The organism is Salinisphaera sp. S4-8 (assembly GCF_040361235.1).
Lineage (GTDB): Bacteria > Pseudomonadota > Gammaproteobacteria > Nevskiales > Salinisphaeraceae > Salinisphaera.
Map to the genome: position 1 here is coordinate 131,043 of NZ_APNF01000007.1, position 18,031 is coordinate 149,073.

At 63.0% G+C, this 18,031-nt stretch carries 15 protein-coding genes; 12 read left to right on the forward strand and 3 right to left on the reverse strand.

Going from position 1 to position 18,031, the window contains the following annotated elements; genetic code table 11:
* Positions 1–69: 69 nt before the first annotated feature.
* The gene (locus S4A8_RS12470; protein WP_353176501.1) at positions 70–903 is read left to right on the forward strand and encodes an alpha/beta fold hydrolase; all 834 of its coding nucleotides are present in this window, start codon (positions 70–72) and stop codon (positions 901–903) included.
* A gap of 50 nt (positions 904–953) precedes the next feature.
* Positions 954–1,562 (forward strand): nitroreductase family protein, encoded by a 609-nt coding sequence (locus S4A8_RS12475; protein WP_353220390.1) that lies wholly within the window; start codon positions 954–956, stop codon positions 1,560–1,562.
* On the opposite strand, the gene S4A8_RS12480 is transcribed toward S4A8_RS12475, so the two are convergent.
* Complete coding sequence (locus S4A8_RS12480; protein ID WP_353220391.1) at positions 1,559–2,467, reverse strand: mechanosensitive ion channel family protein; 909 nt, start codon at positions 2,465–2,467, stop codon at positions 1,559–1,561. The two genes, S4A8_RS12475 and S4A8_RS12480, sit on opposite strands and share 4 nt — an antisense overlap.
* A gap of 424 nt (positions 2,468–2,891) precedes the next feature.
* On the opposite strand from S4A8_RS12480, the gene S4A8_RS12485 reads away from it, so the two are divergent.
* The 6 genes from S4A8_RS12485 to S4A8_RS12510 all read left to right on the forward strand — a co-directional run bounded on the left by S4A8_RS12485 (position 2,892) and on the right by S4A8_RS12510 (position 11,535).
* Entirely contained in the window at positions 2,892–5,024 is a 2,133-nt protein-coding gene (locus tag S4A8_RS12485; protein WP_353220392.1) for a methyl-accepting chemotaxis protein, read from the forward strand.
* Entirely contained in the window at positions 5,024–6,538 is a 1,515-nt protein-coding gene (locus S4A8_RS12490) for a chemotaxis protein CheW (RefSeq protein ID WP_353220393.1), read from the forward strand. The genes S4A8_RS12485 and S4A8_RS12490 overlap by 1 nt, the downstream gene beginning before the upstream one ends.
* Positions 6,539–6,630: 92 nt before the next feature.
* Complete coding sequence (locus S4A8_RS12495; protein WP_353220394.1) at positions 6,631–7,908, forward strand: putative DNA modification/repair radical SAM protein; 1,278 nt, start codon at positions 6,631–6,633, stop codon at positions 7,906–7,908.
* Between the two features lie 10 nt (positions 7,909–7,918).
* Positions 7,919–9,388, forward strand: coding sequence for a UdgX family uracil-DNA binding protein (locus S4A8_RS12500; protein WP_353220395.1), 1,470 nt, complete (start codon positions 7,919–7,921; stop codon positions 9,386–9,388).
* Positions 9,389–10,178: 790 nt separating this feature from the next.
* On the forward strand, positions 10,179–10,826 hold the full coding sequence (locus tag S4A8_RS12505; protein WP_353176513.1) for a helix-turn-helix domain-containing protein: 648 nt from the start codon (positions 10,179–10,181) through the stop codon (positions 10,824–10,826).
* 52 nt (positions 10,827–10,878) lie between these two features.
* A complete protein-coding gene (locus S4A8_RS12510) occupies positions 10,879–11,535 on the forward strand; it encodes a DsbA family oxidoreductase (RefSeq protein WP_353220396.1) in 657 nt (218 codons plus the stop codon).
* Between the two features lies 1 nt (position 11,536).
* Here the strand turns inward: S4A8_RS12510 and S4A8_RS12515 are convergent, their stop codons facing one another.
* Positions 11,537–12,628, reverse strand: coding sequence for a mechanosensitive ion channel family protein (locus S4A8_RS12515; RefSeq protein ID WP_353220397.1), 1,092 nt, complete (start codon positions 12,626–12,628; stop codon positions 11,537–11,539).
* Between the two features lie 271 nt (positions 12,629–12,899).
* Between S4A8_RS12515 and S4A8_RS12520 the strand changes: the two genes are divergently transcribed.
* Positions 12,900–13,925, forward strand: coding sequence for an alkaline phosphatase family protein (locus S4A8_RS12520; protein WP_353220398.1), 1,026 nt, complete (start codon positions 12,900–12,902; stop codon positions 13,923–13,925).
* A 663-nt stretch (positions 13,926–14,588) separates the two neighbouring features.
* Entirely contained in the window at positions 14,589–14,867 is a 279-nt protein-coding gene (locus S4A8_RS12525; protein WP_353176521.1) for a DUF3253 domain-containing protein, read from the forward strand.
* A gap of 25 nt (positions 14,868–14,892) precedes the next feature.
* On the opposite strand, the gene S4A8_RS12530 is transcribed toward S4A8_RS12525, so the two are convergent.
* A complete protein-coding gene (locus S4A8_RS12530) occupies positions 14,893–16,164 on the reverse strand; it encodes a mechanosensitive ion channel family protein (RefSeq protein WP_353220399.1) in 1,272 nt (423 codons plus the stop codon).
* A gap of 501 nt (positions 16,165–16,665) precedes the next feature.
* On the opposite strand from S4A8_RS12530, the gene cynS reads away from it, so the two are divergent.
* Positions 16,666–17,112, forward strand: a complete 447-nt coding sequence (gene cynS, locus S4A8_RS12535; protein ID WP_353176525.1) for a cyanase — start codon at positions 16,666–16,668, stop codon at positions 17,110–17,112.
* Positions 17,113–17,169: 57 nt separating this feature from the next.
* Complete coding sequence (locus S4A8_RS12540; RefSeq protein ID WP_353176527.1) at positions 17,170–17,982, forward strand: formate/nitrite transporter family protein; 813 nt, start codon at positions 17,170–17,172, stop codon at positions 17,980–17,982.
* Positions 17,983–18,031: the final 49 nt, after the last annotated feature.

The window sequence follows — 18,031 nt, forward strand, 5'->3', positions numbered from 1 at the left end:
GGGTACGGCTTGTCTCACGCCGGGCCCGACCCATGTTCGAAGATGAAGCATTCGATAAGGAACAGCGTTATGGCATTTGTTGAAGTCGATCGCGAAAACGACGCACCGGTCGAGTTGTATTACGAGGATGTCGGCAGCGGCAAGCCGGTCGTGCTCATCCATGGCTGGCCCTTGTCCGGGCGTTCCTGGGAAAACCAGGTACCGGCACTGGTGCAGGCCGGCTATCGTGTGATCACCTACGATCGCCGCGGCTTCGGCAAATCCTCGCAGCCGTTTACCGGCTACGACTACGACACGCTGGCCCGCGATCTGAACACGCTGGTCGAGCATCTGGACCTGACCGACATGACCCTGGTCGGCTTTTCCATGGGCGGCGGCGAAGTCGCGCGCTATATCGGCACCTACGGCACTGACCGCGTGGCCAAGGCTGTGCTCGCCGCCGCCGTGCCGCCGTATCTCTACAAGGCCGACGACAACCCCGACGGCGGTCTCGACGATGCCACCATCGCCGATTTCGAAAATGGCGTGAAGGCCGATCGGCCTGCCTTCTTCGAAGACTTTTCCGGCAACTTCTTTTCCACCGAACAGGGCGGGCTTTTGGTCAGCGAGGCCAATCGCCAGTACCACCGCGATATCGCCTGGTTTGCTTCGCCCAAGGGCACGTTGGATTGCATCGCTGCGTTCGGGCGGACCGACTTCCGCGACGATCTGGCGAAATTCGATGTGCCGACGCTGGTCATTCATGGCGATTCGGATGGCATCGTGCCGTTCGAAGTCAGCGGCAAGCGCTCGGTGGATGCGATTGACGACGCCTCGCTCACGCTCATCGAAGGCGGCCCGCATGGCATCAACGCCACCCATGCGGACGAGTTCAACAAGGCCCTGCTCGATTTCCTCGGCTAGGGCCTGTTAAGGCAAATGCCGGGGCCGTGTGCGGCCCCGGCGTACCCACCATGTCTCAATACGGCGAAGATACACGCTCGATACTTGCCGATCTGATCGAAAGCCGTCGCAGTCTGCGCGAGTACAGTGGTGCGCCGGTCAGCCGCGCCGCGCTCGAATGGATCGTGGCCTGTGGCCAGGGGCCATCCGGTGCCGGCCAGCGCAACGCGCCCTCGGCGCATGCGCTCTATCCATTGCGCCTGTTTGCCATCATCAACCGCCTGGACGATTCGAGCTGTCCGCCAGGGCTGTATGCGTTCGACGGGGCGCATCGGCGCCTGGGGCCGCGACTCGGCACGACCTCGCCGCAGGCGTTGCGCGCGACCTCCCTGGCCGACGATCACTGGCTCGAACACGCGGCAGTCGTGCTCGTGGTGGCTGCCGATTACCCGGCCGCCCGGGGCCATTTTGCCGACCAGCAGCCCGATGGCCTGCGCGGCGAGCGGTATGTGCATATCGAGACCGGGGCGGTATTGCAGAATCTGCATCTGGCCACACAGGCACAAGGTCTGGGCGGGGTGATCGTTGCCGGCTTCGACGATCGCCGACTGGCGGGCACGCTGGCGCTGCCGGATGGCCTGCGCAGCGTTGCCTTGTTCTGTATCGGCGCGCCGCCCTAGTCGGCCCGGGTGCCGACGTTTTCGAGCGCAACCGGCGTTCGAAAGTGCAGGGTGCGATAGGGGTAGGGGATCTCGATACCCGCGGCGTCGAGCGCCGCCTTGATCGCAACCACGATCTCGTTGCGAGATTTGCGCGTGCCCAGCGGTGTCGAATCGCACCACCAGCTCACGTCGATATCCATGCTGCTGCTGCCAAAGCCGGTGGCAAAGACCTGCACCGGATAGTCGGGCACGCGGCTTTCGCAGGCGCGGACCGCGGTTTCGATGACCTCGAGTGCGCTGGCCAGATCCTCGTCGTAGGCCACGCCCGTGGTGATATGAATACGCCGTACCCGTTGGTTGGTGAGTACCAGAACCGAGTTCTTGAACAGGCTGGCATTGGGTACGACCAGCAGCTCGCCGGTGACCTGGCGAATATTGGTGACCCGGATATTGATCTGCTCGACCCGGCCCATGACCTCGCCGCTTTCGATGAAATCCCCGCTTTCGAAGGGGTATTTCCAGAGCATGAGCATGCCGGCAAAGAAATTCTCGAAGGTGTCCTTGAAAGCGAAGCCGACGGCGACCGACAGCAGGCCCAACCCGCCGAGGGCCTTGGCGGGTGACAGGCCCGGAAACACCACGATCGCCGCGAGCGTAAGCCCCAGCGCCCAGATGCCCAGCGACAGCAGGCGTTCGATGAGACGGCGTAACGACGGGCGCGTTTTCGAGCGGACCACGCGGGCGGCAATAAACCGGCTCAGCCAGGCCAGCAGCCAGCTCAGCACGAGAATCATCAGCCCGATGCCGATAAACGGCAGATGATCGACGAAATCACCCCAGCTTACGAGCACGGTGTCCTGCACCGACGCCATGACTTCGTCGATCGTATCGGGCGCCGCGGCGGCCTGTGCACTGGATGCCATGCTCGAATGCTCCCCGGTCGTTCGCGCGGCAGTTCGGCCCATTGTTCGCCCGCGGACACACGACTGCAAGCTATTGCCATCGCGTACGTGACCGATTGGCGCACTTGATCCGACGCCCGAACAGCACGGTGTGGCCGCTATGTTCAACATTATCTAGTAATAAGCGAAAGCACCTTTTCGACGTTGTTTTTCAATGTTCTAAAGGGCCTTTGCCACGGCGCGTACGCGCGTTACCAACCCGACACGCCCGCTGTTTTTATGACGCGCTGATACCGCGCGCCCTCCCAAGGGTCGGCGAATAAAGTTTGGCGACATTTCGCCGATCTGTAGCGAGGCCGGGTGGGTGCGCATGCAAGCGTTGTGACCCAAGCGCGTAGCGCTTCTGTATCCCGGCGTGTTTCTTTCATCTTATGCAGGCCAAGCCATGACCGATTCCGCTGCCGCCACCGCTGCCCAGTTCAAGGCGCTGCGCACCGCGATTGATCGCGCGCAAGCCGTGATCGAGTTCGATGCCCAAGGCTACGTCCTCGATGCGAACGACAATTTCTGTCGCACCATGGGGTACGAACGCCAAACGATCATCGGTGAACATCACCGCATGTTCTGCGCGACCGAAGAAGTCGAGAAGCCGGCCTATGCCGAGTTCTGGCAGCGCCTGGCCGAAGGGCATTTCGACAGCGGCGAATATCGGCGTATCGCACGCGACGGCAGCGAAGTGTGGCTGCAGGCCACCTACAACCCGATTTACAACGAGGCTGGCGAGGTCGTGCGCATCATCAAGCTCGCCAGCGATATCACGCGTGAAAAAGGCATTAGCGCCGAACACGCCAGCAAGCTCGATGCCCTGGATCGCTCGCGCGCGGTCGTCGAGTTCGATCTCGATGGCCATATCCTCAAAGCGAACGCCAACTTCCTGAACCTGATGGGCTATAGCGAAGATGAACTGGTCGGTGAGCATCATCGCCGTCTTTGCGATCTGGAGTATGTGCAAAGCCAGGACTACCGCAACTTCTGGGCGCGTCTGGCGCGCGGTGAATTCATCTCCGGCGAGTTTCAGCGCTATACCCGGGATGGCCGCGAAGTGTGGGTGCAGGCGGTCTACAATCCGGTGCTCGATGCGCGCGGACGCCCGACCAAGATCGTCAAGTTCGCCAGCGACATTACCGAGCAGCGACGCAGCCAGGCCGAGGCCGACGGCAAATTCACGGCCATGGATCGTGCGCAGGCCATCATCGAGTTCAATCTCGATGGCACCATCATCACGGCCAACAAGAATTTTCGCGATACGCTGGGCTATCGGCTCGACGAACTGGTCGGCCAGCACCACCGCATGTTCTGTGAGCCCGAATACGCGGCCAGCGAAGACTACAAGCGGCTGTGGCAGAAACTGGCGGCCGGCGAGTATATCGCCGATCAGTTCAAGCGTCTGGCGCGCGACGGCCGCGAGATCTGGCTGCAGGCCAGCTACAACCCCATCTTCGATCTGCACGGTCGGCCCTATAAGGTGGTGAAGTTCGCCACCGACATCACCGCCGACAAGCACCGCAATACGGAATTCGAAGGCAAGGTCAACGCGATCGCGCGTTCGCAGGCCGTGATCGAGTTCGATCTCAAGGGTTATATCCTGGCAGCGAACGATAACTTCCTGAATACCCTGGGCTATCAGCGCGACGAGCTGGTCGGTCAGCATCATCGCCTGCTTTGCGAACCCAGCTATGTAGCCAGTGCCGCCTATCGCGATTTCTGGCTGGCGCTGGCGCGCGGTGAATTCTTTGGCGGACGTTTCATGCGCATCGGCCGGTTCGGCCAGCGGATCTGGATCCAGGCGACCTACAATCCGATCTTCGATGCCGATGGCCAGCCGTACAAGGTGGTCAAGTTCGCCACCGATATCAGCGAACAGGTCGAGCGCGAAGAACATATCCAGCGCCAGTGCGACGCCATGCGCGATGCGGTCGAACAGCTCAATGGCTCGATCGCCTCGATCGCCGAAAATACGCGGCTGACGCAGGAAATGGCACGTACGACCCAGCGCGAAGCCAGCCAGGGCGTCAAGGCGCTGGACAATTCCACCGAGGCCATGGGCGCGATCCAGAAATCCGCCGAAGACATCGAGGAAATCGTGAAAGTCATTGGCGAGATCGCCTCGCAAACCAATCTGCTGGCCTTCAACGCCGCGATCGAGGCCGCGCGTGCCGGTGAACACGGGCTTGGCTTTTCCGTCGTGGCCGACGAGGTGCGCAAGCTGGCCGAAAAATCGGCCGACGCCACCCGCCAGATCAATCGTCTCATCGGCCAATCGCTCAAGCGGATCGACAGCGGCAACGAGGTCATCCGGGTGGCCCACGATGCCTTCGGTCGCATCGCCGAGGGCGTCGAGCAGACCACATCGTCGGTCGAAGAAATCGCGACCACCACACAGGAGCAACTGGGTACGGCCACGCGTGTCGACAGCCTTATTCGCGAGCTGACCGATTCGGCCCACGAAAACGTGCATCGCGAATCGCGCGAGCAGCACGCGCCGCCGGCCCGGCTCAAGGCCGTCAACGCCGGCTGATGAGTACGCACAGTTTCGGTATTCTCGGCGTCGGCGACGGCGAGGTCGCCTTCGAACTGGACTCGCTACGCGAGGTGGTTGCGCTCCAACAGCCGTTGGCCCGGCTGCCGCGAACGCCGGCATGGGTCAGCGGCAGCTTTACCCTGCGCGGCGCCCAGATCCCGACGGTCGACCTGGCAGCGCTGATGGGCAATGGCCAGCCATCGTCGACCGACGAACAGCGGTATGTCGTCGCCGTGCTTGCCAGCGGCGGGCGGCGCTTCGGTGTACTCGTCGACCGGGTGGGCGATGTCATCAGTATCGATGGCGAACAACTCAATACCCTGGATCGCGCCGACAGCGACGAACGTTTGCTGGCGGCCCATGTATTCTGCCGTATACAAAGCGATACGCCGATTTACGTACTCGATATCGAGGCCTTGCTGGCAATCGAGGGCATGGTCCATGTCAGCGACGAAGCAGGGCGCAAGGCACGCGCAGCGCGTACCGGCAACTACGCGCGCGAAACCGCTCGCAAGCGCGCCGTGATTGCCTGTGCCGGGCCCCTGACGTTTGCCGTGGATGCCGATGTCGTACGCGAAATCGCGGCCTGCCAGGATCTGAGCAAGCCCGCGGTCGCGATTGCCGGTTATCTGGGCAATCATCGCCTGCGCGACGATCTGGTGCCGGTCTTCGATGCGCGCTCGCTGCTCGGCGAGGCCCCGGCGACCCAGCCGCCGGCCCAGTTGCTGGTGATCGATACCGGCCAGGGCAAGCTGGCGTTGGCGGTCGAGCATATTCAGAGCATGGCTACATATCAGTCGCAGGATTGCCTGCCGCTGAGCGGGGCGGCCGATCAATTGCGCGATAGCGTGGTAGCCGGGTTGTTGTCGCGGCCGGGCCAGGCCGATGCGCTGATGCTTTCGCACAGCGCGCTTTTCGCACGCGAGGAGCTCGCCAACATCGCGCGCGTACACGCAGAACTCAATCAGGACATGCTGCAGCAACGTCAGTCAAGCGGACTCGCCTGGCGGCGTTTTGCCTTTCTGCATTTTCAGGTCGCGGGCGAGTTCGTGGTGTGGCTCGATCAACTCGAGGCCGTACTGCCCATGCCCGAGCACTATGCACCGCTTGGCCACGCCAGTGTGTTCGAAGGCGTATTCCGGCATCTGGGGGCCCTGGTCAACCTGGTGGATCTGCGTCGCCTGCTGGGTCGTGAGCAGGCCGCCGGCGGGGATTGCCGTGTGCTGGTGGTGCCGGTGCCGGCCGGGCGTATCGGCTTCATTGTGGACGCCGCCGACGATATCGAATATATCGAAGCGCCGGCCGATAGCCTGCATGTGTATCGGCGCGGCAGCGACGCGGCCAGGCCGACGCTGGCGCAACGGCATCATTGTCTGACGTCGGTGGGTGTGGGCGAACGTAAACAGTATCTGTCGCTGTTGTGCCTACAGGCCCTGGCTGCCGAGTTGCTGGGCGACGAAGCCGCGCTGCCTGCAAGCCTCTGTGCGCCGCCGGCGCTGGCCAGCGCCTAGTCTGTATCCGGTAAGGCGGCATTCGCCGCCGCCGCAGGAAAACTTCGATTCGGGTGAATCCAGATCGCGCTCGGCTGTATATAGTTACAGCTATGGAGCTGATCAAGAAACTCGAGATTCTCGCCGATGCGGCCAAATACGATGCGTCCTGCTCGTCGAGTGGCACGCGCAGGCGCCACTCGCTCGGCGGCAAGGGCATCGGCTCGAGCGAGGGCTCGGGCATTTGCCATGCCTATGCGCCGGATGGCCGCTGCATCTCGCTGCTCAAGATCCTGCTGACCAATTTCTGTATTTACGAATGCAGCTACTGCATCAATCGCAATTCATCGAACGTGGCCCGGGCGCGTTTTACGGTCGATGAAGTGGTGCGCCTGACCCTGGATTTCTACAAGCGCAACTATATCGAAGGCCTGTTTCTGAGTTCCGGGGTGATTCAGAGCCCGGACTATACGATGGGCCAGCTCGTGGAAGTGGCCAGGCGCCTGCGTGTCGATCACGATTTTCGCGGCTATATCCATCTCAAGACGATTCCGGATGCCGACGGCCAATTGCTGGCCGATGCCGGCACCTATGCCGACCGGCTGTCGATTAACGTGGAACTACCCACGCGGATCGCGCTCGCCGATCTCGCGCCTGAAAAGGATCATCGCACCATCAAGCTGTCGATGGCGCGTATTCGGGCGCGCCAGGACGAATACGCCGAACGTCGACGCGAGGCGCGCCGCACATCCAGTCTGTCGCCGCGGCGTATCGCCACGCCGCGCTTCGCCCCGGCCGGCCAGTCCACCCAGATGATCGTCGGCGCCGAGCCGTCGACCGATGCCCAGATTCTGTCCACCACGGCGAATCTGTATTCGGCCTACCGCCTCAAGCGGGTGTATTTCTCGGCCTTTTCGCCGATCGCCGACGCCTCGGCCAAGCTGCCGGCCCGGCGTACACCGCTCATACGCGAGCATCGGTTGTACCAATCCGACTGGCTGATGCGTTTCTACGGCTACGGCCATGACGAAATCACCGCCGGCGTCGATGACAGCGCGAGCCACGGCATGCTCGATCTCGATGTGGACCCGAAGCTGGGCTGGGCATTGCGCAACCGCGATTATTTCCCGGTGGATCTCAACCGCGACGCGCGCGAACGGCTGCTGCGCGTGCCCGGGCTGGGGGTGAAATCGGTCGACCGGTTACTGGCCATTCGGCGCTGGCAGAAAGTCCGGCTCGAAGATCTGGTTGCGCTCAGGGCTGGCGTCAAGAAAGCCATGCCATTCGTAATCTGTGCCAATCACCGACCGGCGCTGGCCGAAGCACCGAGCGCCGCGCTTAGAGCCCGATTTTTGCCCGCACGCGCTGCCCAGCAGGCCTTCGATTTCTAGGCGCTTTGCCATGAGCTTTCAAGCGTCGTTATTCGATTCGCAGAGCACGGCCGGCGATCAGGTCGTTGCGCGTTTTGCGCCGGATTTCGCCGGTTGGCAGAACGCCGCACGGCGATTGCTGGCCGCCGGTATCGCCCCGGCGCGTGTCTGGTGGCAGCCCACGCCCGATCATGAACAGGCAGACGCCGATGCGCCGGCTTCGGGCGCGCGGGTGCCCAAAGCATTCGTTGCCCAGGCACGCACGGTCAGCTGTCATCGCGACGACGATCGCTGGGCGCTGCTGTATCGCTTGCTCTGGCGGCTCACCCACGGCGAACGGCATGTGCTGCAACTCGCCGGCGATGCCGATACGGCGCGCTTTAACCGCTATGCCAAGGCCGTGCGGCGGGATGTGCACAAGATGAAAGCGTTTGTGCGGTTTCGCGAGGTGCCGGATACCGACGACGGCGCGCCACGGTACGTAGCCTGGTTCGAACCGGAGCACTTCATCGTTGCCTACGTCAGCGGCTTTTTCCAACGTCGCTTTGCCAACATGCGCTGGTCGATTCTCACGCCGGTCGGCTGTGTGCATTGGGAAGGTCAAGGCCAGCTCTGGTTCTCGCCGGCCACCGACAGATCCGCCGCCCCCGAAGGCGATGCCCTCGAGCAGGCCTGGCAGATCTATTACCGCAGTATCTTCAACCCGGCACGGGTCAAGGTTCGGGCGATGCAATCCGAAATGCCGCAGAAGTACTGGAAGAACATGCCCGAGGCGCATCTCATCCCCACCTTGCTGCGCGACGCAGACCGGCGCGTGCAGGCGATGGAGGCCAACCGCAAGCACAGTGACGCACTGCGCTGCGGGCCACGCCCGGCCAGCCCCGAGGCCGACAACGCTGCGGCCGTCGCCGCGAGCACGCCGGCATCGCTCGAACGCCTGGCGTTGCAGGCCACCACCTGCCGTAACTGCCCGCTCTGGCAACCGGCGACCCAGACCGTGTTCGGCCAGGGCCCGGCCGACGCCCGCGTCATGCTTGTTGGCGAACAACCCGGCGATCACGAAGACCTGGCCGGCCTGCCGTTCGTCGGGCCGGCCGGCCAGCTGCTCGATCGCGCGCTCGTGGCCGCGGGGCTGTCGCGCGAGCGTTTGTATCTGACCAACACGGTCAAGCACTTCAAGTTCAGCCCACGCGGCAAGACCCGCCTGCATGCCACGCCCAGCGAAACCGAGGTCATGGCCTGTCGGCCCTGGTTGGATGCCGAGATCGGTCTGGTGGCACCAGAGCTGGTGATCGGCCTGGGCGCGACCGCCGGGCGCGCATTGCTGGGCACCGACGTGCGTATAAACCGTGATCGCGGCCGCATCATCACGCACGACGATCGGCGTTATCTGCTGACCGTGCACCCGTCGTATCTGCTTCGGCGCGGGACGGCGGCCGCGAACGCCAGCGAATACCAGCGTTTCGTCCAGGATCTGGCGCAGGCGGTGGACTGGGTTTGAATCAATAGTTCGCCAATGAACGCGAAGGTCGCAAATAAAGGACCTCGATTCGGCGTCGCGATACGCAGCGAACGCAGTTGCAGTCGGAGGTCGGATTAGCCGAAGGCGTAATCCGACAGGAACGTAGCCCCCGAGTTCGATGCCGGTTGGTCGCCGTAACGACTGACCGCTACGACTCACGTGCTTTCTTCGAGCCCGGTGTGAACCCAATGAGAAGTACAGCGCCGATACGGCCAGTCGTAGGTCGGATTAGCCGAAGGCGTAATCCGACAGGAACGTAGCCACCGAGTTTGATGCCGGTTGGTCGCCGTAACGACTGACCGCTACGACTCACGTGCTTTCTTCGGGCCTGGTGTGAAGCGAATGAGAAGTACAGCGCCGATACGGCCAGTCGTAGGTCGGATTAGCCGAAGGCGTAATCCGACAGGAACGTAGCCACCGAGTTCGATGCCGGTTGGTCGCTGTAACGACTCACCGCTACGGGTCACGTGCTTTCTTCGGCCCCGGTGTGAAGCGAATGGAAAGTACAGCGCCGGTGCGGCCAGCGCGTAAGTCGTAGGTGGATTAAGGCAGCGTAATCTCACATCGAACATAGCCTGCGGTACCGATTCGGCCCATGTGGTTCGTCTCGGCGTCGGCCGCTCAATGCAGCCGGATGAAACGGTGCGTCCGCAGCGTCCACGCTTGGCCGGGCCCGGCCCCAGTGTCGAAAAGCAACGCGCCGACTCGCGCACGACACGCCGGGCGTGCATGATCGGCACTGACATTCCGCCTCCAATGGTCGAATCGCATGGCAGACAAAGGCGAAAGCGCACGCAGCAATCTGTTGGGTCAGTTCGCGAGCCTGAGCGGCAGCCTGTCGAAAAAGGCGCTGGGCGCGCTGACAAGGCGCGTCGGCGGGCTGACCCTGGATATCGGACGTACGATCATCCTCGACCGCGCCCAGCGTCGTCTGTTGTCCGACGAGCAGCGCGCCTGGATGAAGCGCGCCGGCGAGGCGATTCAGGATGCACGCCAGACGGCCGGGCTGTCGCGCGATGAGCTGGCCAGCGCGCTCGATCTGGAAGACAAGACCGTGTTGCAGGCCATGGAACAGGGTTCGGCCACCGTATCCTTCGATCTGATTCTGCGACTGACCTCACTTTTGGCGCGCAACGACCCGATCCCGTTCCTGATTCAACTCGTTCGTGGCTTCAACCCGCGGTTGTGGGCGCTCGCCGAGGATTGGGGCGTGGGCCGGCTGCCCGGCATGGTCGAGCGCGATCGGCAATGGATGAACATCTACCGCGGCAATGAAGCTGCCCGCCAGCTGCCGCAGGCGGATTTCGAGCGGGTCATGGCGTTTTGTGAAAGTGCGCTCACCATGGCCGTACAGTTCCAGCAAAGTTCGGCCGCGGGAAATACCTCTGGCGCGGACGATCAGACCGACCGGGCTTGAAAGCCAGGCGAACAGCGGCATCGTCGGCGGATTACCCAAGGCAATACGCACGATGCAAACACTCAAGATCGACCTGGTTTCCGATGTGGTCTGCCCCTGGTGCGCCATCGGCGACGCGCGCCTGCAACAAGCGATTACCCAACTGGATGACGAAATCGATGTGCAACTCGAGTGGCATCCGTTTCTGCTCAACCCCGATGTGCCGGACGACGGGCGGGATATTCTCGAACATATGAGCGCGAAATACGGGCGCAGCGAAGACGAGATGAAAGCCGCGCAGCACGAGATCATGGCCGCCGCGGACGAACTCGGGCTGAACTTCGACCGGGCCCTGGCACGGCGCTCCTGGAATACCTTCGACACGCATCGCGTGCTGGCCTATGCGAAAGAACAGGGCTGCGACGGGGCGTTCAATCGCGCATTGTTCGCGGCGTATTTCGGCCGTGCCGAAAACCCGACCGATGCCGACGTGCTTGCGACGATCGGCGCATCGCTGGGCCTGGATGGGGAACGTATCCGCGAGATCGTGGCCGGTGATGCCTATGCCGAACAGGTCGAGCGCCAAGTCGCCCACTGGCAGTCGTTGGGGGTGTCGTCGGTGCCGTCGTTCATTGTCGACAACCAATATCTGCTCGCCGGCGCCCAGCCGCCCGCGACATTGGCCGATGCCCTGCGCCAGATCGCGGCCGAGCGCAGCGAAAGCGCCTGAATCAGATCTCGGGCGCGGCCGGCGGGCGCGAGGCCTCGGGCACTTCGTTGTCGTCGACGCGGGCGCGCACGTTCGGCAGGTAGTCCGGGTATTCGCGCTGTACGAAATCCAGCAGTGCTTCGCGCATGCGACAACGCAAATGCCAGAGCGTGATCGAGTCGGTGGAACTCATCAGAAAACGAATCTGCATGGCGTGCTCGCCGGCATCCACGACCTGGGTGGTGCCGATGAGTTCGTCCCAGGCACCGTCGGCCTTGAGCAGCCGCTCGAACTCGGCGCGTAGCGGCGGTACCGGCATCCGGTAATCCAGCCACATGAATACGGTCCCCATCAGGCTCGTCGGGCGACGGGTCCAGTTCTCGAACGGGTTTTCGATGAACCACTGCAGGGGCACGACCAGCCGGCGCAGATCCCAGGTGCGCAGCACCACATAGGTGGTGGTGACTTCCTCCACCCAGCACCATTCGTCCTTGAACTTGAGCACGTCCTCGATACGAAAGGGTTGAGACAGCGCGATCTGCAGGCCGGCCAGCAGATTCGACAGCACCGGCCGGGCCGCGAAACCGATGATCAGGCCACCGATACCGGCCGAGGCCAGCAGGCTGGTGCCCAGCTGGCGAATCGACGGGAAGGTCATGAGCGCGGTGGAAATACCGATGATCGCCACCAGCACCGTCAGCCCGCGGGTGAGAAAACGCGCCTGGGTTTCGACCCGGCGGGCCGCGTGGTGGCGACCTTCGACGGCCGGATTGAGGCTGACGATGACATCGCCGATCGCGGTAATCGCTTTCAGCGCTGCCCAGGTCAGGGCCAGGATCAGACACAGGCTGTTGAGATGGCGAATGGCCGCAATCCACGGCACGCTGTCGTCGCTGGCATGCCAGACCGCCTGCAGGGCGACAAAGAACACCACCACGCCGCCGGCGTTGTCGCATTGCTGCAGGAATTCACGGGCGATCGCGCGCCGCTGGATCAGACGATAACCGAGCTTGATTAACAGGATGTAGGCGAAGGTCACCGCGGCGGCGGTGAGCGCGCCGGTGGCCAGGGTTACGGCCCAGCGGCCGATCGGACTATCGAGTGTTTCGAGCATTGCAGACGTTTCCAGAACACCAGGCGCGCCATTGGCCGCCTCAACTGCACAGGCATGCAGTTTTCCTGCCACGCCGCCACCGCGCTGCGTTCTCTACTTCGCGCTGGCGGGTTCGATCGAGACGCTGCCCCGTAATTTCGGTTATTTTGACGCGCAGGGATAGAGGCCGATGTGCCGCGACGGGCGAATCCATGTCGCGCCAGCGAGCAGATTGAAGCAAAAAAAGGAGTGGGGCTTGGCGTTAGCAGGTTTTTGGCGCAGGCGGATTAGCGTGCGCATTCTGGTGTGGTGCCTGGCCCTGGCGAGCAACGGCTGTGCCTGGCAGGCCGCCCAGTTCTGGGTGGCTGGCGAACAGGTGGCGCTGCGCGAAACCGATGCCGACGAGCGCCCGCCCGCGAACGCGGCGCCGAAACTGCTCGTGGTCGCGATCGACGGTATCGACCGGCATCTGCTCTACGACATGCTGCGTGCCGGCGAACTGCCGGAAATGGCACGTCTGCTCGGCGATGACGGCAGACAGCAATTCGCCCATGCCTGGTTCCAGGATTCAATCGTCAGTGTATTGCCCTCGTCCACGGCGGTGTCGTGGGCGACCACGGTGACCGGCGCCACGCCGGCCGAACATGGCGTCGCCGGCAACGAATACTTCATTCGTGCGACCGGCGAATATGCGGCGCCGGTGCCGGTGACCATCCATGACGCCACACCGGTATTCGAAATCTATACCGACGGCTATGCCAACGACTTGCTGGAAGTGCCCACGATCTACCAGCGCCTGCGCGAAACCGATCCCGGCGTACGCATCTGGGTGGGCATGCACCAGTTCTATGCCGGGGCCGACCGGCTCATTCTCACCGATCGTACCGCGATGCTGGATGCCTTCCAGAGTCTGTTTGCCGAGCATGTGGCCGGCCAGCTCACCGGCGAGCAGTCGTTGTCGCTGTTCGAGGAGCTCGATGAAGAAGTCATCGAGAACATGGACGATCTCATCGAGGACGAACCCGCCGCGGACGTGATCACGATCTATCTGCCCGGCCTGGATCACTACGCGCATATCCACGACGCCGATCCGGATGTCTCGCGTCGCGACTATCTCAAGAAGGGCCGATCTGCGCGAATCGCTTGCCGAGGCCGGCGAGCTCGACGATCGCTATATCGTGATCACCTCCGATCACGGCCATACCGGCGTATTGCACGACGATGCCCATTCGTTGTCGACCGACGGCGAAGGCGAGCCGCCCAATCTGCTCGAAGCCGCCGGCTTTACCCTGCGGCCCTACGAACTGGCCGTCGATGACGACGTATTTTTCGATGCGGTGATTGCCTATCAGGGCGCGCTGGCCTATGTCTACGTGGCCGATCGCACCACCTGTGCAACGCGCGACGCCCCCTGCGACTGGACCCGCCCGGCGCGCGCCGAAGATATCGAAACCGCGGCCGAAGCGTTCTATCGAAACAACGAAGACGGCCTGCTCGTGCCGGAATTGCGGGGCACGCTGGATATGATTCTGGTGCGTACCGCGGCTTCGGACAGCGATGCCGAACAGGTCTTCGAAGTGTATATCGGTCACGGCAAGACCCAGCCGATCGCGGCCTATCTGGCGGCTCATCCGCATCCGAGCTATGTCGATATGCCGCAGCGCTTGCACGACCTCACCGTGGGCCGCCACGGCGATCGTGCGGGCGATCTGATTCTGGTGGCCCACAACGGCGACCGCGACGACCCGGCCCAGCGTTATTATTTCGCCCCGCTTTATCACTCCTGGCATGGCAGTCCGTCGGCGCGCGATTCCGATCTGCCACTGATCGTGGCCCGGCACGGTGACAATCGCGCCGCGATTGGGCGTATCGTGCGTTCGGCGCTGGCCGGCGGCCACGATCAGCGCCGGATTGCCGATGTACTCATGCGCCTGCGCCAGGGCGCGCCCGAACGTGCTAAATCTTCCGCGAGTCAGTGACCATGACCGAGCCGAATACACAAACCATCGAAGCCACGATTCTCAGCCAGGTCGATGCCGGCGAGCCCGGGGCCACGATCTGCCCGTCGGATGTGGCGCGCAATCTGTGGGCAGCCACGGAATGGCGCGATCACATGGGCGCGGTGCGCGCGGCCGCCGCGCGTCTGGCCGAGGCCGGTGAGATCGTGGCCACCCAGCAGGGCACGGTTGTGGATGTGCGCAGCGCACGCGGGCCCATTCGCCTGGGACGCCCGGTCGATACCGTATCCAGCAACGGCTGATCCGGTTCGCGGGCCCGGTGGCGGATCACGCCGTATCGGGCCCGTTCGGTAGCGCCGGCGAGCTGTCGCCGGCCCCATCCTGCGGTGGCGGGGCGCTGCGATGCCACACATCCAGCTGCGGAAAGGCGATCGTGACATCGTGTTCGCGAAAGGCGGCATCGATAGCGAAATTCAGATCCGAGACCACGAAAAAGCGCCGGGTCACATCGCGAATGAAACAGCGCAGCTCGAAATCCAGCGCCGAATCGCCAAAACCGCGAAACAGGGCAGCCGGGGCGGGTACGCCGGCGCGGCCGTCGCTGATGACATCCTTGTTCTCGCTTGCGACCTGTAACAACAGCTTTTCTACCAGTCGCACATCGCTGCCGTAGGCCACGCCCACCGGCGCGCTGATGCGCCCGTAGCGATCGCGCAGATTCCAGTTCTTCAGATGCAGGGTCAGCAGTTCGGAATTGGGTACGACCACGGTGGTGCGCTGTAGTGTTTCGATCTCGGTGGCCCGGATACGAATACGGCGTACGAAGCCTTCGGTTTCGCCCACGGTGATGTAGTTACCGCGGCGTACGGGCTGTTCGAACAGCAGAATCAGCCCGGAGACGAAGTTGTTCACGATTGTCTGCAGGCCGAAACCGATACCCACCGACAGCGCACCGGCGATGAATGCCAGTTTGGTCAGATCCAGGCCGACATAGCTGAGCACCACGAGGGCCGCGATCACGAACAGCACATAGCCGGTGATCGTGGCCACGGCCTCACGCGTATGCGTCTCCATGGGTGTGCGGGCAAGCCACTGGTTTTCCATGCGCCCGGTAATCCAGCGAATGACGGTGGCCAGTACCACCAGCAGCAGCGCGCCCATGATCAGCTGTGCCGGCACGATCTGGATCTGGCCGAGATTGAACCCGGTCCAGGCCAGATGGCGGAGCATGTCGAAGCTCGTTCGCGACAGGCCCCAGATACGCAGCAACACCAGCGGCACGGCCAGCCAGATCGCCAGATGCAGCAAGGCCGCGATCAGATCGGCCTCGCGAAAGCGCTCGCCGTCCTCGACATTGAGTACGCGTCGCAAACGTTGCTGCCAGGCGCGATGGCCTTCATTCAGGCCGTTGGCCAGCCGGTCGGTCGCACGGCTGGCAAGCCAGGCGAGCAGGATCGTGGCCAGGGTCAGGGCGGCCTGGGGAATCGGCAGTCCGTTCCAGTGATCGGCACGCCACCAGCCGTAGAGTGCGGCACCGGCCGTGGCCAGGGTGGCCACACACAACAGCGCGGTAATACCCGCGCCCAGACGATTACGCATTCAGTTTACGGCCCCCGGTTGCACGATGGGTGATCGGTGTTTGCCTGCGTGATGCACGCGTACGACGAAACCTGTTCTGCCCGAATATGAACATACCCGTATGCCGGGCGGGGCCACAACACGCGTATGCGCATGCCCGTGTACCGCCGCCAACAGCCGTGAGCCGGCAACAGGCCCCTGGCGAGGCGTTTCGACGGCGCTGATTCGTTGCGGGCGGGGCAAGCGTCACCCGTGGGCGCAGCGCTGGTCAAAAATGGTGCATATGCAATGTTGCGGTGCAACAGGGTAATAATAATTGTTTTGCTGCGGCGCAAGTCAGCGACTCCAAGTGGCGACATGCCAAGTCGCAATGGTGTGTTTGCGGCAAGTGGCACGAATTTCGCGATAGCCCGGGGCGAGCCGGCGTCTGCAGGCGGCGATGCCGCTGGGGCAGGGTCGCAGGCACATCATTTTTACCTGGGCCCATGACGCCCGTATTGCCTCGTTTGAAGGGAGATCGAGATGGAAAAGAAGGCCATGACCCGCGCGATTCTGGATGCCAAGAAAGCCAAGGGGTTGCGCTGGGACGATATCGCCGGCGAGATCGGCATGGCGCCGGTATGGACGGCGACCGCCTGTCTGGGTGAGGCCTCGGCGACCGAGGAGATTGCACAGAAGATTACCGCGGTGCTCGACCTGGGCGACGACGTCGCCGAAGCGCTGCAGGAGTGCCCGCTCAAGGGCCAGTGGATGGACAAGACCATCCCGAGCGATCCGCTGCTCTATCGCTTCTACGAAATTCTGTCGGTGTTCGGCCCCGGCGTGAAGCAGTGCATTCACGAGGAATTCGGTGACGGCATCATGTCGGCCATCGATTTCATGATCGATGTCGAACGCGAGGAACACCCCAAGGGCGACCGCGTGAAGATCGTGATGAACGGTAAGTTCCTGCCCTATGTGCGCTGGTAGTACGCCGCAAGATCGCGGCTGCGATCACATGGTTCCGATTTCATTGGGGGATTATTCATGTCGTATCTAGAACCCGCCGAGTTCGTCCAGAAGATGGTCGACTCCGGCGAATCCAAAATCTATATGGGCCGGCGCGACACCATCGTGCGTGCCTATATGGCCGGCGCCATCCTGGCGCTGGCGGTGGTCTTTGCGGTCACCATCACCGTGAACACCGGTAACCCGCTGCTCGGCGCGGTGCTGTTTCCGGTGGGCTTTTGCATGCTCTATCTGATGAAGTTCGACCTGCTCACCGGCGTGTTCATGCTCACGCCGCTGGCCTGGCTGGACAAGCGCCCGGGGGTCACGATCGGTCGGGTGCTCGAGAACTGGGGGCTGGTGTTCATCGGCAATCTCGCCGGTGCGTTGACGGTGGCGGTGATCATGTCGATCAACTTCACCTACGGGTTCGATACGCCGGTCAACGAGGTCGGCCAGACCATCGCCCATGTCGGCGAGGGCCGTACGCTCGGCTACAAGGAACATGGCTTCGGTGGCTGGCTGACACTGTTCATTCGGGGTTGCCTGTGCAACTGGATGGTGTCGATGGGCGTGGTCGGCGCGATGGTATCGACCTCGGCCACCGGCAAGATCGCGGCCATGTGGATGCCGATCATGGTGTTCTTCTATCTCGGCTTCGAGCACTCGGTGGTGAACATGTTCCTGTTTCCGCTGGGCCTGATTCTGGGCGGCGGTTTCACCCTCGGGGACTACATCTTCTGGAACGAAATCCCCACCGTGCTGGGCAATATCGTGGGCGGTATTTCGCTCACCGGTCTGACGCTCTACTCCACCCATGTGCGGACCCAGCCGCGCCGGGAGATCGTTTGATCGGTCGAGCGCTTGTACGCTCGGTAGCGACACGCGCCGGTTTCGGCGC

Excerpts from the sequence above, each read along its gene's own strand:
- S4A8_RS12470 (WP_353176501.1), top strand. The coding sequence starts at position 70 with ATGGCATTTGTTGAAGTCGATCGCGAAAACGACGCACCGGTCGAGTTG.
- S4A8_RS12475 (WP_353220390.1), top strand. The coding sequence starts at position 954 with ATGTCTCAATACGGCGAAGATACACGCTCGATACTTGCCGATCTGATC.
- S4A8_RS12480 (WP_353220391.1), bottom strand. The coding sequence starts at position 2,467 with ATGGCATCCAGTGCACAGGCCGCCGCGGCGCCCGATACGATCGACGAA.
- S4A8_RS12485 (WP_353220392.1), top strand. The coding sequence starts at position 2,892 with ATGACCGATTCCGCTGCCGCCACCGCTGCCCAGTTCAAGGCGCTGCGC.
- S4A8_RS12490 (WP_353220393.1), top strand. The coding sequence starts at position 5,024 with ATGAGTACGCACAGTTTCGGTATTCTCGGCGTCGGCGACGGCGAGGTC.
- S4A8_RS12495 (WP_353220394.1), top strand. The coding sequence starts at position 6,631 with ATGGAGCTGATCAAGAAACTCGAGATTCTCGCCGATGCGGCCAAATAC.
- S4A8_RS12500 (WP_353220395.1), top strand. The coding sequence starts at position 7,919 with ATGAGCTTTCAAGCGTCGTTATTCGATTCGCAGAGCACGGCCGGCGAT.
- S4A8_RS12505 (WP_353176513.1), top strand. The coding sequence starts at position 10,179 with ATGGCAGACAAAGGCGAAAGCGCACGCAGCAATCTGTTGGGTCAGTTC.
- S4A8_RS12510 (WP_353220396.1), top strand. The coding sequence starts at position 10,879 with ATGCAAACACTCAAGATCGACCTGGTTTCCGATGTGGTCTGCCCCTGG.
- S4A8_RS12515 (WP_353220397.1), bottom strand. The coding sequence starts at position 12,628 with ATGCTCGAAACACTCGATAGTCCGATCGGCCGCTGGGCCGTAACCCTG.
- S4A8_RS12525 (WP_353176521.1), top strand. The coding sequence starts at position 14,589 with ATGACCGAGCCGAATACACAAACCATCGAAGCCACGATTCTCAGCCAG.
- S4A8_RS12530 (WP_353220399.1), bottom strand. The coding sequence starts at position 16,164 with ATGCGTAATCGTCTGGGCGCGGGTATTACCGCGCTGTTGTGTGTGGCC.
- cynS (WP_353176525.1), top strand. The coding sequence starts at position 16,666 with ATGGAAAAGAAGGCCATGACCCGCGCGATTCTGGATGCCAAGAAAGCC.
- S4A8_RS12540 (WP_353176527.1), top strand. The coding sequence starts at position 17,170 with ATGTCGTATCTAGAACCCGCCGAGTTCGTCCAGAAGATGGTCGACTCC.